A 15,332-nucleotide genomic window follows, 5' to 3' on the forward strand; every position below is an offset into this window, starting at 1 on the left:
TGGCAAAATAATTCGGGACAAAATAATTTATGGGAGCAATTTATAGACCCTGTGGAATATCTTGGGTTGCGGCGATGCCGCGTTAGGAGGTGAACATGCGGTACAGGGGGGAGTACTGGGGGTATCCGCCTTATGTCAGCGTAGCGGAAAAACGTGCCAAGGCGGCCAGGAAGCTCCAAGAACTCAGAAAGAAAAAAACGAATATCTGTCCGATCTGCATTGAAGGCACAACCATTGCCCGAACATGGTGGGGCAAGTCATGGAACCAAAACCTGGAGTCGTATGCAGACTACAGCAACCGCATCGGACGAGGCAGGAGTTATGTCCGGCATGGGGCGGTGCTCGATCTAAAGATCGGTCCCGGCAAGGTTGACGCCCTGGTTCAGGGGACGCGATCAAGGCCCTATTCTGTCTGCATCCAGATCAAGCCGATCGAAAAGAAGATTTGGAACCATATTAAAGCGGCCTCAGAAGGAAGACTCGGTTCCCTGCAAGAACTCCTGGCCGGCAAATTCCCCAAAGAACTGGGCGAGCTGTTCATGGTCCAGGGAAAAGGGCTTTTCCCATCGCCCAAAGAGATCGGGTTCAGTTGCAGCTGCCCGGACTGGGCCTATATGTGCAAACACGTGGCAGCCTCGCTCTACGGCATCGGGGCCAGGTTGGATGATGAACCAGATCTGTTCTTTAAGCTCAGAAATGTGGAAATGAAGGACCTGGTCGCTGAAGCGATCAAGGACAAAACGCGCAAACTCCTTCAAAAGGCCAAGAAAACGACCGGCCGGGTCATTGCCGAAGCAGATGTGGCGGATGTGTTCGGCATCGATATGGAGGATCCGGCAGTGCCATACAAGAAGTCGAAAGCATCCCCCAAAAAGGCATCCAAAAGCAAATTGTCTTTGAAACGCGCATCTAAAGAGAACGAGGCCAAATCCCCTGGCAGGGGAGCAAACACGAAACACCCTCGCAAGAAGGCCGCTTTAAAGAAAAAGCTCAAAACGCCCTTTGAAACGGTCTTGGGGATCGTGAAACGGAGCAGAAAAGGCGTTACGGTCGCTGATATCCGAGGAAAGACGGGGTTCGATGATCAGCAAATACGAAATTGCATCTATAGAGCAAAACAAAAGGGCTTGGTTGTCAATAGATCCAGAGGCGTTTATATGTCGTCTGCTCAGGCCAATCGCCCTGCACGGAAGGCGTCGATGTAGTCCATGCAGTAGTCGTCTTTTCCGGCGACGGCCAGGCCGGCCTTGAGGGCCGCGTAGAGGAGGGGATCGGTAGGGTCCATAATTACGGCGTCCAGCCCCCGTGAAATGGCGGCTGCAAGGAAGGTCCGGTTGATGAGTTTCCTCTCGGGAAGACCGTATGAAACATTTGTGAGACCGCAGATGGTATGGACCCCTGGAAACTCCCCCATGATCCGGTCGATGGCCGCCATGGCCGCCATGGCCGACCCGGAATGGGTGGCCAGCGGATAGACCAGGGGATCAATGTAGAGGTCACTCAAGGGAATGCCCGCCCTGGTGACCCTCTCAACCAGTTGACCGGCCAGGCGCAACTTGTCGTCCACCGATTCAGCCATTTTATCCTCTGACTGACACAGCCCGATGACCCTGGCCCCGTGCGCGGTCACCAACGGCAGGATATGGTTCAGCCGTGCCGGCTCCAGGGTGATGGAATTGATCATGGGGGGCCGCTCCAGGAGGGGGAGGACGCCCTGGATGACCGCGGGATCGGGGCTGTCGATGGCGAGAGGGAGGTCCGTGGCCTTCTGGACCACCTCCACCACCCACCTGAGACACTCCGCTTCTTCACCCGCAAATGCCCCTGCATTCACATCGATGTAATCGGCCCCGGCCTCATCCTGGGCCTTGGCCTCACCCCGAATAAAGGCCGCGTCACGGCTCTCAATGGCCCGGGCCACCGATTTCCGGGATGAATTGATTCTCTCGGCAATAATCAGCATCTTCCCTATCCTTCTCCTGCGAGAACCAGACGCCGCGCCAGCCCCACGGCCTCGGCCGCATCGGCGCCATACCCGTCTGCTCCGATCTCCTTTGCAAAAGAGGCACTCACCGGAGCGCCGCCCACCATTACCTTCACCTTTCCTTTGAGCCCCTTTTCCTGCAACGCCTGGATAGAACGTCTCATTTCAGGCATGGTGGTGGTGAGGAGGGCGGACAGTCCAATCAGGTCCGGTTTAACGGCCTCGATCTGCTCCATAAGTTTTTCCACGGTCAAATCCACCCCCAGGTCAATGACCTGGAATCCCGCGCCCTCGAGCATCATGATAACGATGTTTTTTCCGATGTCGTGGATATCACCCTTGACCGTGGCCATCATGACGGTGCCTCTGGACCGGGTATCCCCGCTCTTCAGGAGGAGGGGCTTCACCACATCCAGGCCCATTTTCATGGTCAGTGCCGACACAAGCATCTCGGGCACAAAGATCTCGCTGTCTGAAAACTGCTGACCCACCACATCCATGGCGGCAATGAGCCCGTTGTCGATGATCGTGTTGGGATCGATGCCTTCATTAACGGCAGTCTCCACCAATCCTTGGATTTCGGCTCTCTTCCGGGTTATCACCGCGTTCTTAATCTGCTGCAGTGTATCGCTCATCGATTGTATCCTTCCGCTAATATGCCCGCATAAAATCCGGTCCTGGTTGCTCGTGACTCGTCACCGGTTACTCGATGATGGATGATTGATCTCCTGACCCCTGACATCCGATTCCTGATCTCTGTTTTCTTGCTTTCAGCTTTGAGCTTTCAGCTTTGAGCTTTCAGCTTTGAGCTTTTAGCTTTGAGCTTTTCCTAATACCCTTCATGTACCGCAGCCACAATGGCCTTAAGGTTTTCCATCGGCGTGGACAGGGGAATCGCACACTCCGGCCCGATGATATCGACACCTGCTTCAATGGCGTAGCGCGCCTGTTTGTACACATCCTCGGGCGTTCCCTGATAGAGGGTTTCCGCATTATTGACATTCCCCACCAGACACATCCGGGAGCCGATCTTTTCCACCGCTGTTTTCGCGTCCACCTGCCATTCAAAGTGATACCCGTCAAAACCGGCATCTGCAAACATCTCCAGCCGGTCCGTGCAGTTCCCGCATACGTGAAGGATCAAAGGCCCCTCGATGGCGGCGGTCAGTTCCTTGTGGATGGGGAGGAGGTACTCCTCATAATGGTAGGCCCCCACCAGATTGCCGGTGGCATGGTCGGCAAGGACCACGATATCGGCCCCGGCCTGGAACTGGGCCCTGGCAGAGGCGATGGTCGCCGGCATCAACTGGCGCAGCATCTTTCTGACCTTTTCCTTTTCCTCCATACCGATCTGGAGGAGAAAATTCTGGGTCCCGGCCACATGATAGGAGAGGGTCCATGGGCCCATGACCTTGCCGATAATGGCGGCCTTTCCCCCCACATGACGACGAAGGATGGAAAGGGCGTCCAGGACTACCCGGATCGAGGGCTTTTCCAGAAAATCCTCGGGCACCACCACATCGGAGAAATCTGCGTGAGGAAAAAACTTGGTATCCGGCATCCGATCCCTATCGCCCCAGTCAATCTCGCAGCCCAGGGCGGCCGCCTCCTGATCCACGCTGTATTCCGGCATGACCGTGTCGAATCCCAGGATCTCATGCCCTGCCAGGGCCAGTTCCGCCATGGCCCGGGGATTCAGATGGGCCTCTGGAAAGGATATCCCGCACGCATCCATGAGCCCGTGGCACACGATGGATGTGGGGTTCCCTGCCGGGGGCCGGTCCCCCTTCATCCCCTTGTACAGGGCCGACATGATCAGATTGTATGGTGTTGATTTCATGCTCCCCGATCGCCTCCTCCCTTTTCGCACATAAACGACCGCTACTCCCCTCCATCCACGTCGATACCATTTTCCTTATAGGGAAGTGAATTCATCCGTGTCAAGGGCAAATCCGTTTCATCCTCGCCCCTCTGCCTGCGACACCCGGGTTGATCTTCGCGAAACCTTGCGGGAATACGGTCTTAAAGGGCCATTTTGGGCAAACGCCATATTGCATTGGTGAAGCGCGTGTGATAACGTCCCCACGACTCGGACCTCAGACCTTGACAAACATCCTTCAGGAGGAAACGCAGTGAACCAGACCCCAGCCGTCGCCGTTGTGGGAACCTTCGACTCCAAGGGAGAAGAGCACCGGTTTTTGAAAAGGCGCATCGAAAAAAGAGAGGTCCCCGCCATCACCATCCATGTGGGCACCAGACGTCCTTCCCCTTTCCCTGTAGACTATGATCTGTACCAGCAGGTCATCCAGAAAGGCGGGGCAGGGATGACAGACCGGGACCGGGCCATAGACGCGGTCATTACAGAGGCCAGGAGGCTCATCAGCGACCTCTATCAAAAGGGTGATATATGCGGCATGATCTCAGCAGGGGGCGGCACCGGAACCCATATCAGCGCCAGCATTATGCAGGTACTTCCATTGGGAGTCCCCAAGGTCATGGTCTCCACGGTGGCGTCCAGGGACATGAAACCGGTGGTGGGAACCAAGGATATCACCATGATGCACAGCGTGGCGGATCTCCTCGGAATTAACAGCATTACAGGCAAAATCCTCGACCGGGCCGCTGGGGCGATTTCGGGGATGGTTTTGAAGCAATGGAAACAGACGGAAGATAAAAAGCGGGTGGCCCTCACCATGTTTGGATTTATCACCAAGGCGGCCGAGGCCGTCAAGGCCTCCCTGGAGGGGATGGGCTACGAAGTCGTCGCCTTCCATGCCAACGGCACCGGCGGGATGGCCATGGAAGAGCTGGCAGCCGAAGGATATTTTCACGGCATCCTGGATCTGGCAACCCACGAACTGGCCGATGAATTGATGCACGGTTATTGCAGTGGGATCGGGCCCGCAAGGCTGGAACCGGTCGCCGGTCGTCATATTCCCCGCCTGGTGGTCCCGGGGGGCCTCGATTGTGCGGTGCTCGAATTCACCCGTAATACGATCCCTGAAAAGCTCAGAGATCGAAGCATATTTTTCTACGATTTCAGGTCCGCGGTCCGGTTGAGTCTTGACGAAACCCGGTTTATCGCCAGGCAACTGGCCGAAAAGCTGAATCAGGACATCTCAGGCATTGAGGTGCTGGTCCCCACGAGAGGATGGTCCGAGGCGGATGGACAGGGAAACCCACTCCATGATCCGGCAGCCCAGGATGCCTTCATGAAAACATTACGACAGGTTATAAACCCCCGGGTGCCCATCAAGGAAGTGGACCTCCATATCAATGACCCCTCCTTTGCAGCCATCGCCTCAGGGACCATGGATCAAATGATCCGTGAGATCGACCAGGGTCCCGGTCGCCCTATTCCCGGCTCCGGATTTGAAACACATATGTCCCAAAGGTAATTCTCAACGACACCAAATAAGCCCCAATGACACCCACCCCCCAGCCTCCTTTTTGGTAAGGTAATCCCAGGCGGTTCCTCACTCCCTTGACTCCCAACGCCCGCTTCCTTATATTGGTAAAGAATGAAACGTGACGGAAAGATGGCATAACCGGCGGCGTATCGGCTGGACAGGAGGGACCGAACCCCGACAGCATCGGCAGTATAGAGGGGATCGGATCAACGTGAATGCAGGGTAAGCGCCCTTTCCTGCGGAAAAGAATATCAGAGAACGGGATTTTAATGGGGAATGATCGTCGACACATTTATTTAATGGCGTTGAACGCCGAGAAGGAGGGAATGAAATGAAAGCGCTATGTAGAATTTCGATTGTCCTGATGATTGTGTTGTTGACGGGTCTGCTTGTCCTGGGGGGAGGCCGGCCGGCCGTGGCCGAGGATGCGAACGACGCGAAGCAGTTGGTTGAAAAGGCCACCATGACGCTTGAAGGCTTTGAAACAGCAGAGACAATGGATGCATTTCGTGATCTGATCAAGAAAGCGGAGGGCGTTTTCATCGCCCCACAGGTCCTGAAAGGCGCCTTCATTGTGGGGGCATCCGGTGGGACCGGGGTGTTTATGGCCCGGGATAGAAATACCCAGAAATGGAACGGTCCAGCCTTCTACACCATCGGTGAGGCAAGTTTCGGCCTTCAAATCGGTGGAACCGCCTCTGAAGTGGTTCTGCTGGCCATGACCGACCGGGGGGTTAAGGCTTTTATGTCCAGTAGTGTTAAATTGGGTGCCGATGTCGGGGTCGCCGTGGGCCCGGTCGGGATGGGCGCAGCGGCAGCCACCGCCAACCTTAGTGCGGATATCCTGAGCTTTTCACGCTCTAAAGGCTTGTTTGGCGGTGTTTCCGTGGACGGGGCGGTGGTCGCGGTTCGCCCCAGTCTGAATGAGGCCTATTACGGCAAGAAGATGGACGTAACGGATATTTTGGTAAAACCCGCTGCCGAGAGTAAAGCGGCCGCCGGCCTGATCCGGGCGTTGAACAAGGCTGTCGCCAAATAACCGTTCGGTCCCCAGCCCCTCAGCGGACAGGCTGGGGACCGAATGATTAAACAAAATGTCATTGCTACCCAAAAATTCTCACACAACGCCGCGAAGACAAAGATACTTTTTGTATAGACTTTCAACCAATAATAACGGTTCTAACTATCCGAAACGTCTTTCTCCTTCTCGATCCTGCGCCTTTCTTCGTCCCTTATTTCTCTTCTCAGGAGTTTTCCCACCTTGGATTTGGGGAGCATGTCTCTGAATTCGATGTACTGAGGTACCTTATAAGCGGCCAGTCTGTCCCTGCACCATCGTTGAAGTTCGCCCCCGCTGACCCCTCTCACGTCTTCCTTCAACACCACAATACATTTGATCCGCTCACCCACCTTCGAATCCGGGACGCCCACCACACACGCACCGATAACGGCCGGATGATCCTGAAGGATGGCCTCGATTTCGGAACAGGAAACCCGGTACCCCTTGTACTTGATGACATCTGCGCTCCTGTCCACATAGAAAATCTGCCCGTCGCTGTCCACCCGGACATAGTCATTCATCCGATACCAGATGGCGCCGTCGATCTCCACGTATGCGGCCGCGGTCTCATCGGGTTTGTTCCAGTATGCCTTGGATATGAATTCCGAGGTCACCAGGAGTTCTCCGGAGTCCCCCGGAGGGACCGGTTCCAAAGTTGCCGGATCCACGATCATGGTCTTTCTGGAGGGGAACGGCAGCCCTACACTCCCCGGAACCGGTTCCCTGTCCAAGGGGCTCATGGCCGTGAACCCCACCTCTGTGGAGCCGTAGGCCTGATAAATAGGCACATGGAACCGCTCTCTCCATCGGTGAAGCACTTCCATCGGGAGGACATCCCCGCCGCTCCAGCAGTACTTGAGCGAACTCAAATCAAACAGATCCAGCCTGTCGTTTTCCAGTATCATCCGGTAGAGGGTCGGCGCCCCCAGAAAAAGGGTCCCTCTATGTCTCTCGATGGCATTTAAAATGGCATCCACCTGAGGGATCGGCATGAGCACGGCGGTATTCCCGCGGGTCAGTACCATGCCCAGAATGATGCCTTGGGCCAACTGGTGAAAGAGAGGGTTCACCATGATGAAGACCTCCCTGCCGTCCAGGATGTGTCCCTCTCCCACCTCTCGGATCTCATTGACAAAAGATACCATGCCCGTGTGCGTGGCGATGCACCCCTTGGGAAAACCGGTGGTCCCGCCGGTGTAAAGGATGTAGCTGAGATGTTCGGCCGGATGGATGTCGTGTTTCGGCGGGCGTGGAGGATATTTGCGGATAAGCCGTTTGAAGGAAAAGATGTTCTCCCCCTTTTGAATGACGCCGTTGGGCACCTTGTCGAACAAAAAGCCGAAGGCCCGCTTATAGAGAGGGAGGAGATCCACGTAATTGGTGATGATGACACGCCTGAGACAGGTGTCGGGGAAGACCTCCTGAATGTACCGGAAGTTGGTGTCCTGGCAGAGGACGGTCTCGGCCCCGGCGTCATTAATGAGGTACCGTATTTCGTGCGGGGTGTAGATGGGGGAGACCGGGACCGGTACGGCCCCGATCAGCTGGGCCCCGAAATACCCGATGAGAAACTGCGGGCAGTTGGGGAGATAGATCATCACCTTGTCATTGTCGTGGACCCCCAGATCGTACAACGCAGCGGCAAACCGGTCGATGAGTTCCCGCAGCCTGCGATACGAGAACCTCTCCCCGAGATAAATGAGGGCGATCCTGTCAGGGTAGGTATCGCACGCCCTGTGAAATGCGGAAATGACCGTTTCATTGGCTGCTGTCATATTTGCCCCTGCGCCTTGCTACATCCCGAAGTAGGCCGATTTTACATCCGGATTATCCATCAGATCTTCAGAGGTCCCTTCCAGAACCACTCCGCCGTTTTCAAGCACATAGCCGTGATGGATGATCGGGAGGATCGGCCTGGCATACTGCTCGGTAATCAACACGGTGATCCCTGTTTCCTGATTGATGGTTTCGATGGCCTCTGTGAGCATCTCCTCCATGGTGGGGCTCAGCCCGAGCAGGGGCTCATCCAGCAGGAGCATCGTGGGTTGGGCCATGAGGGCCCTCCCGATGGCGAGCATCTGCTGTTCACCGCCGCTCAGAAACCCTCCCTCCCTTCTCTTGAGCTTGACGAGGGCCGGAAACAGGGTAAAAACATAGTCGAGCGTCTTCTTTGCCTGGGCCTTGGTTGCCAGGATCCCGCCGATTTTCAGATTTTCCATGACGCTGCTTTCCTGAAAGATCCGCCTCCGCTCCGGACAGAGGACAATCCCGTTCCTGGCCCTCTTGCTGGGCTCCATGTCGATAATGTCAACCCCGTCGTACAGGATGTTCCCCAGGACGGTAATCCGTTCCCCGCCCCGCATCCGCGCCTTCTTCTGCACATCCAGAATGATCCCTGAAATGGTGTACATGAGGGTGGATTTGCCGGCGCTGTTGGCCCCGAATCCGCCGGTGACCTCCCCCTTCACACACGTCATGTTCACATTGTTGATGGCGATGGCGTTTTCGTAAAACACCATGAGATCCCTGATTTCCAGCAGCGTCATTTCCGTTTCCCTGTTCCCAGGTAGGCGGCCTTCACCGCTTCCTGCGCCATTACCTCTTCCGGGACCCCCTCAGCAATCTTCTGACCGAAATTGATGACCATCACCCTGTCGGCCAGTCGGAAGAGTTCTCTCAGGCGGTGTTCAATCATCATGATGGTGATCCCCTCCATCTGCAGTTTTTCAAGGAGCGGGATCATGCTCGCGATCTCGGACATGCTCAACCCGGAGAAGACCTCATCGCACAGGATGACTTCGGGTTTAAGGGCCATGCACCGCGCCAGCTCGAGTCGCTTCAGATAGCCCAAAGGAAGGGACCCGGCGGTCTTGTAAGGGACCCGGGCATCTCGTTCAAAGCCGATCTCTTCCAGGATATCGATGGCCACGGAGTCCTTGTCCCCTAATTTTCCCGCCCTGGTTCGTCGAACACGGGGGGAATTGAGGGGAACAATAAGATTTTTAAATGCAGGCAGGCTGTGATACGGCCGCATCACCTGAAAGGTCCGTGCCAGGCCGAGATTGGCGATCTTGTGGGGCTGAAGACCCCTTATATTTTTCCCCTTGAACATAATCGTGCCCGTATCCGGCCTGACGAAACCGGTGATGAGATTGATCAAGGTGGTCTTGCCCGCCCCGTTGGGCCCGATAATCCCTAAGATCTCGCCTCTGAAGAGGGTAAACTCCACGCCCAACACCGCCTGAACCCCGCCGAACGCCTTGCCCAGCCCGTTGACCTGGAGGATCGGCCCACTGTCCGGGTCCCCGTTCCCCGAATTCTCAGTCCGTACCGAATCTATGCGTTTTTCTGAATACACCATTCAGCATCCAGTTGAAAAAAGGCCTTGGGCGTTAGGCAAAAGGCGCAAGGCCCGACGTATAAGGGTTTCATCCATTATCCAGTATCCAGCATCCAGCCTACACATCTTCCCAGCGCTCGAACTGGTGATATTTCCGCTCGAGGTAGTTCATCAATCCTTCGGGCTTATAGAGAATAAATCCGATGAGGACCACACAGTAGAGGACCACCCGGAGCTGCCCGAATCCGCGGAGGGCCTCGGACATGGGGGTCAGGATAATGGCCCCGATGACCGGGCCCACCAGGGTCCCCATCCCTCCCATGACGGTTGCTGCAATGGGGAGGATGGAGAAGTCCATGGCAAACAGAGAGAGGCCCAGCCACCCGTACAGATGGCTCAGATAGGCCCCGGCAAAGGAACCGATAAGGGACGCAATGAAGACCGCCTTGATCCGGTAGGCGGTGATGCTGATACCCGATGCCCGGACCGCCTGGTCGTTGTCCTTGATCCCCCGGAAGATGAGACCGATATCCTCATTGACCAGCCTCCTGACGGCGAAGAGGGCCACGATGATCGCCCCGATGATCAGGTACTGCTCCATCCATATATTGGGAAGGGTGTCCAGGGCGCTGATCCCCTCGGTGCTCCCGAAGAGACCGAGCGCAATAATGATGTAGACCGAAAAGAGGGGGAGCATGAAACTGACAATGGCAAAGTAGATCCCCCGCAATCGCAGGCAGGGGATCAGGACCAGGGTGCTCATGATCGCCCCGGCCACTGTGGCGATCGGTATAGTCACCAGGATGGGCCATTCAAAATAGGCGTTCAGGACCCCGGATGTGTATCCGCCGAAGCCGATGAACATGGCCCCTCCAAGGCAGACCAGGCCCACATATTCGGCCAGGAAGTCAAAGCTGAGGGCCAGCAGGGCATAGATGCCCGCTGCACAGAGGACCCGTTGCCAGTACATATCCAGTGTGAGCGGGGCAATCAGGAGACCTGCGATTAACAGGAGCCTCGGCATGGCCAGATACCCCATCTCACGCCACGAGGAGACGGCATAAAGGCCCTCGCACCTCACCTTGATGCTCCGGTCCAGCCGCTTCTTGCGCCTTCCTTTTTCAGCCACTTAGACCCGCTCCTCCAGTTCTTTCTGTTTTCCCATGAGTCCCGAGGGCTTGATCAGAAGGATCAGGATAATCGTTCCCACCAACACCACATTCTCCCACAGTGCCCCGAAGATCGCCGTACTGGTAATCATGGAAAAACCCAGGACAAATGATGCCAGGATAGTGCCCGCCCAGCTTCCCAGACCCCCGATGATGCAGACCGCCAACGCATAGACCAGGACCCGATACCCCTGTTCCGCGGCAATATTCCCCAAAGGGAGAATCAAAACAGCGGCCAGCCCGGCCAGGGCGGACCCGATGGAGAGGGATATCATGGCCGTGCGATCGGAGTTGACCCCCAGCATCATCGCGGCCTGCTCGTCCTGGGCAATGGCCCTGAGGGACAGACCGGTCTTGGTATGATGGGTAAAAAGCCATACCAGCGTCAGTATCGCCACACCGGCGCCGATAATAATCACGCGCTGGTAATCCAGTAATACGCCGAGCACATTGATCTTGCCGTCCACAAAGGGTTTCAGGACATAAAACGGTCCGATGAAGCCTTTGAACCCGGCGATCCCCTGCATGCGCAGGCCTTCCAGTATGATCAGGCTGACCGCAAAAGAGGCGATGATCTCAGAGGTGGGCATTCCCCTCAGGCGGATGAGGATAAATCGATAGATGATCAGGCCGACCACTGAAGCGATAATGATGGAGAAAAGGATGGAAACGCCGTAGCTGAGGTTCAGATCATTGATGAAGCTCCACGTCAAAAAGCCCACCAGGACGTATAGGGAGCCGTGGGCGAAGTTGGGTATCCGGCTGACGCCATAGACCAGGGTAAATCCCACAGCGATCAGGGCGAATACGATGCTGTTAACCGTGCCGTAGATCAGGATGTCCATATGGCAAGTGGGCTAAAGGGACCAAAGTTGACGCACGCCCCGCTCCCTTGGAGGGGGCGTGCCGGCTGATGACAGGCTGTCCCCTCTATTTCTTCAGCCAGGGGGGCATCTGGATGGTGCCGGTGGCGGCGACCTCCGGAAAAATACATACCCGCTGGCCGTCCTGCCACTGGACCCAGCATCCCAGGACGCTGGTCTTGGGGTCGTAGCCGTAGATGATCTGGTGGTTTTCATCAAAACGGATGGTCCCTCTTACCGATGGGAGGTTGGTCTTCTCAATAGCTGCGATCAGGGCGTCTTTGTCCAGGGTCCCTGCCCGCTCAATGGCGTCTTTCAACACATATAGCGCCTCGTAGGCGCTGACGCACCCGGTGCTTCGAGGGGGAACGCCCCATCTTTTTTCAAAGGCCTCATAAAACGGTTTGGCCAGCGGTGTGGCATCCGTGGGAACATTGCCCGTCTCAGAAAGGGTGACAATGGTATAGGCGCCCTTTCCGTTGGTGGCCTTCCAAAAACCCGGGTCTTCAGCCGCACCGATAAACCCGATGGGGAGGGCCGGCACCTCCATATCGGCCCACTGCTTCAGAAGGATGGAACTTTCAGGCGAGTAGGCCCATATAAACAGCACCTGGGCCCCCGACTTCTTACAGTCGTTCAGGGCCACCGAGTAGTCCGTAGTGCCGATGGGGTGCTTGTCCGATCCCACGATCTCCCAGCCTCCCTTCGTGGCCAGCTTTTCCACGATCCCTGCGGCCTTGCGGCACATGAGGCTGTCGTCAATGGAGATAAACATCTTGTTGAATCCGTGTTCCTTCTTGATCTTGGCCAGTAGATCGAGGGCCTCTTTGATATACCACTTGACGCTCCCGCTCTCCCGAAAGCTATATCTGTACTTCTCCGGATTTTTGGCAACCTTCTGATCCCAGCTCGGGGTGTAGCAGCCGATGCTCACGATATCGACGGTTTTATACCGGGCATAAAGATCCATGGCCGCCATCCCGCATTCAGACATGCAGGGGCCTCCGACAATGACATCGGACTTTTTCTGAAGGATCAGCTTTTCGATGGCCAGGAGGACCTCGCTGGTGGGCACGCCCGGTTCTTCATCGCGGTCGTCAATGATCTCCAGTTTGAGGGGCCGCATGACCCCTCCGACGTTAACCCCGCCGGCCGCATTGATCTGTTCTGCAGCCAGGATCATGCCCCGCTCACCGTTCTGGCCGTATGCGCTGGCCCGCGGGACCGGCGCCCCCACGATAATCGGATCTCCCTGTTTCGCGGCCCAGGCAGTGCTCGCGCCCCCCATACCGATAATGACACCCCCCAAAAGTAGCACCAGAAAAGCACGGACCAGTCTGTTCTCCATGATCGCCTCCTTACTTAGGGTTAACTGCTGTCCAAGCCGACCGCGGGAGTCCACCCGCGTCCTAACCATGCATCCGGGGAATCGTCCGAATCCTCCAAATTTAGGCCCTTAGTTTGTAACTTCTCTGCACCATGCGGAGAAGCTGGTGCCTTATGGGTAAGCGCGTGGGGGTCTCTTTCCAAGAGCTGCATTAAAATGGATACACACCGCTCGGCGGCCGCCCCAGGGCTTTGAATACCTGTTATGAAAAGGCAGCAGGAACGACCGTTGTATGAAAGCCTGTTCTTGGGGCTGTAACGCGCCGCAGTTTAGAGCCCTGCTGCCGTTCCCACGAGCTGTTGCAGGTTTTTGCAGCTCTTGGAAAGAGACCCCCACGCGCGCTCGGAAAATTTCCGGGATTTGCTCCAATACCTTTTTGGTTGCGGCCGTCAGGCCGCCTTGGGAATGTGTATACCATATGAAAAGATCAATCAAGAATAAAGTTTAAAGAAACTGCCATGTGGGCAGGGTCGGAGCCCTGTTTGCCGTCCACATGGATAGTGTCCGAGGCGCTTCATGTTGACTTGGAGTGGTCAAGCATTCTATCATGATGCCGATCGGGACAGGGAGCGGAGACCGGTAATCCTGTGTATGGCTAAGATCTCCGTCTCTTTATGACCCGGCATAAGCCCTTTTCGGTTCCGGCTTGCCGGGCCGTGCACTCCTGGAGATTTGAGAAAGGATAGGACATGGAAAACACCATAAAAGAGATGCGTTCAGAATCCGAAGAAATATTCAGGAGTGCCGTGGCGGCCGTAAACCCGTATGATGCAGTCAGGCGGTTTGTCCGGGTGGAGGGAGACAAGCTCTCCCTGGGACCCGGAGAACGGCCGGCAATCGAGATGGATTTGAGCCGATACGGTCGCATTCTGCTGGTAGGGGGAGGAAAGGCCACGGCCCCGATGGCGAGGGCCATCGAGGAACTGATGGGTCCAAGGCTCAGCCAGGGGATCATCACCGTCAAGTACGGATTCGGCGAAAAGCTGTCCAAGACGGAAATCATCGAGGCGAATCATCCCCTGCCGGATCAAAAGGGAGTGGAGGGCACCGCAAAGATCCTTCATCTCCTTCAAGGCGCAGGCGAGAAGGACCTCATCTTTTCCCTCATATCCGGAGGCGGTTCCGCACTGCTGGTCCAGCCGTCCGGGGGGATCACCCTGGAGGAGATGCAGGACCTGACCCGAAGCCTTCTCGACTGCGGGGCCGGTATCGATGAAATAAATACCCTCAGGAAGCATATATCGTCCGTAAAAGGGGGGCAGATGGCCAGGGCGGCCATGCCGGCGACCACCATTAACCTGATGTTGTCGGATGTGGTGGGCGACAACATGGACGTCATTGCATCAGGCCCTTTTGTCCCGGATACATCGACCTTTGAACACGCCTTACACATCCTCAAAAAATATGATTTAAAAGAGGTCCCCCCGGCCATCCGGTCTCATCTGACCCAGGGGAGGGAAGGCCGAATCCCCGAGACGCCCAAGGCCGGTGATCCGGCCTTCGGCCGGGTTCACAATCTCATCGTCGGGAGTAACATCATGGCCCTCGAGGCGGCGGAAGAAAGGGCCGGGGCATTGGGTTACCATACCTTGATCCTTTCCTCCATGATCGAGGGGGAGACCCGCGAGGTCGCCCGGGTCCACACCGGCATCGCCAGGGAGATGCTGAAGACGGGACGACCCGTTCCCTCCCCTGCATGTATTATTTCAGGGGGTGAGACCACCGTGACCATCCGGGGGAAAGGCCTGGGCGGAAGGAACCAGGAGTTCTGTCTGGCGGCGGCCCTTGAATTAAAAGACCTCCCGCTGAGGGTCGTGGTCCTGAGCGGGGGCACCGACGGGGATGACGGACCCACCAAGGCAGCAGGGGCGATTGTGGACCCGCACACGGTTGTGCGCGGCAACCGCGCCGGGATAACGGCATCGGATTTCCTTGAAAACAATGATGCGTATCACTTCTTTGAAAAAACCGGGGACCTCCTCATCACCGGCCCCACCGGTACCAATGTCATGGACGTGAGACTGGTCCTGGTGAGATAGTGGAGCGGATACTGGATGCTGGATGCTGGATGACGGGCGCGCTGAACAGCTCAAAACGGGTTGATGGTTTCAGGTATGCG

13 protein-coding genes are annotated in these 15,332 nt (G+C 56.4%); 4 read left to right on the top strand and 9 right to left on the bottom strand.

The window, feature by feature from the left end:
- Positions 1-95 precede the first annotated feature (95 nt).
- Entirely contained in the window at positions 96-1,205 is a 1,110-nt protein-coding gene (locus tag K9N21_20080; protein ID MCF8146212.1) for a hypothetical protein, read from the top strand.
- Here the strand turns inward: K9N21_20080 and K9N21_20085 are convergent.
- The 3 genes from K9N21_20085 to K9N21_20095 all read right to left on the bottom strand — a co-directional run bounded on the left by K9N21_20085 (position 1,169) and on the right by K9N21_20095 (position 3,824).
- Complete coding sequence (locus K9N21_20085; protein ID MCF8146213.1) at positions 1,169-1,963, bottom strand: dihydropteroate synthase; 795 nt, start codon at positions 1,961-1,963, stop codon at positions 1,169-1,171. The genes K9N21_20080 and K9N21_20085 overlap by 37 nt on opposite strands.
- Before the next feature lie 5 nt (positions 1,964-1,968).
- Positions 1,969-2,619, bottom strand: coding sequence for a corrinoid protein (locus K9N21_20090; protein ID MCF8146214.1), 651 nt, complete (start codon positions 2,617-2,619; stop codon positions 1,969-1,971).
- 194 nt (positions 2,620-2,813) lie between these two features.
- Positions 2,814-3,824 carry an MtaA/CmuA family methyltransferase gene (locus K9N21_20095; GenBank protein ID MCF8146215.1) on the bottom strand — a complete coding sequence of 337 codons (1,011 nt, stop codon included), beginning with the start codon at positions 3,822-3,824 and terminating at the stop codon, positions 2,814-2,816.
- Positions 3,825-4,116: 292 nt separating this feature from the next.
- Here K9N21_20095 and K9N21_20100 point away from each other — a divergent pair, with 292 nt between their 5' ends.
- The gene (locus K9N21_20100; protein MCF8146216.1) at positions 4,117-5,382 is read left to right on the top strand and encodes a Tm-1-like ATP-binding domain-containing protein; all 1,266 of its coding nucleotides are present in this window, start codon (positions 4,117-4,119) and stop codon (positions 5,380-5,382) included.
- Positions 5,383-5,725: 343 nt separating this feature from the next.
- Positions 5,726-6,433, top strand: a complete 708-nt coding sequence (locus K9N21_20105) for a lipid-binding SYLF domain-containing protein (protein MCF8146217.1) — start codon at positions 5,726-5,728, stop codon at positions 6,431-6,433.
- A gap of 140 nt (positions 6,434-6,573) precedes the next feature.
- Here the strand turns inward: K9N21_20105 and K9N21_20110 are convergent, their stop codons facing one another.
- From K9N21_20110 to K9N21_20135, 6 genes are all read right to left on the bottom strand, one after another.
- Positions 6,574-8,229 carry an AMP-binding protein gene (locus tag K9N21_20110; GenBank protein ID MCF8146218.1) on the bottom strand — a complete coding sequence of 552 codons (1,656 nt, stop codon included), beginning with the start codon at positions 8,227-8,229 and terminating at the stop codon, positions 6,574-6,576.
- An 18-nt stretch (positions 8,230-8,247) separates the two neighbouring features.
- Positions 8,248-8,994, bottom strand: a complete 747-nt coding sequence (locus tag K9N21_20115; GenBank protein MCF8146219.1) for an ATP-binding cassette domain-containing protein — start codon at positions 8,992-8,994, stop codon at positions 8,248-8,250.
- A gap of 2 nt (positions 8,995-8,996) precedes the next feature.
- Entirely contained in the window at positions 8,997-9,815 is an 819-nt protein-coding gene (locus K9N21_20120; protein ID MCF8146220.1) for an ABC transporter ATP-binding protein, read from the bottom strand.
- 97 nt (positions 9,816-9,912) lie between these two features.
- A complete protein-coding gene (locus tag K9N21_20125; GenBank protein ID MCF8146221.1) occupies positions 9,913-10,923 on the bottom strand; it encodes a branched-chain amino acid ABC transporter permease in 1,011 nt (336 codons plus the stop codon).
- Complete coding sequence (locus K9N21_20130) at positions 10,924-11,808, bottom strand: branched-chain amino acid ABC transporter permease (protein ID MCF8146222.1); 885 nt, start codon at positions 11,806-11,808, stop codon at positions 10,924-10,926.
- Between the two features lie 85 nt (positions 11,809-11,893).
- Complete coding sequence (locus tag K9N21_20135) at positions 11,894-13,174, bottom strand: ABC transporter substrate-binding protein (GenBank protein ID MCF8146223.1); 1,281 nt, start codon at positions 13,172-13,174, stop codon at positions 11,894-11,896.
- Between the two features lie 728 nt (positions 13,175-13,902).
- Here K9N21_20135 and K9N21_20140 point away from each other — a divergent pair.
- Complete coding sequence (locus K9N21_20140) at positions 13,903-15,252, top strand: glycerate kinase (protein MCF8146224.1); 1,350 nt, start codon at positions 13,903-13,905, stop codon at positions 15,250-15,252.
- The last annotated feature ends 80 nt before the right edge of the window (positions 15,253-15,332 follow it).

The organism is Deltaproteobacteria bacterium (assembly GCA_021737785.1).
GTDB lineage: Bacteria > Desulfobacterota > DSM-4660 > Desulfatiglandales > Desulfatiglandaceae > AUK324.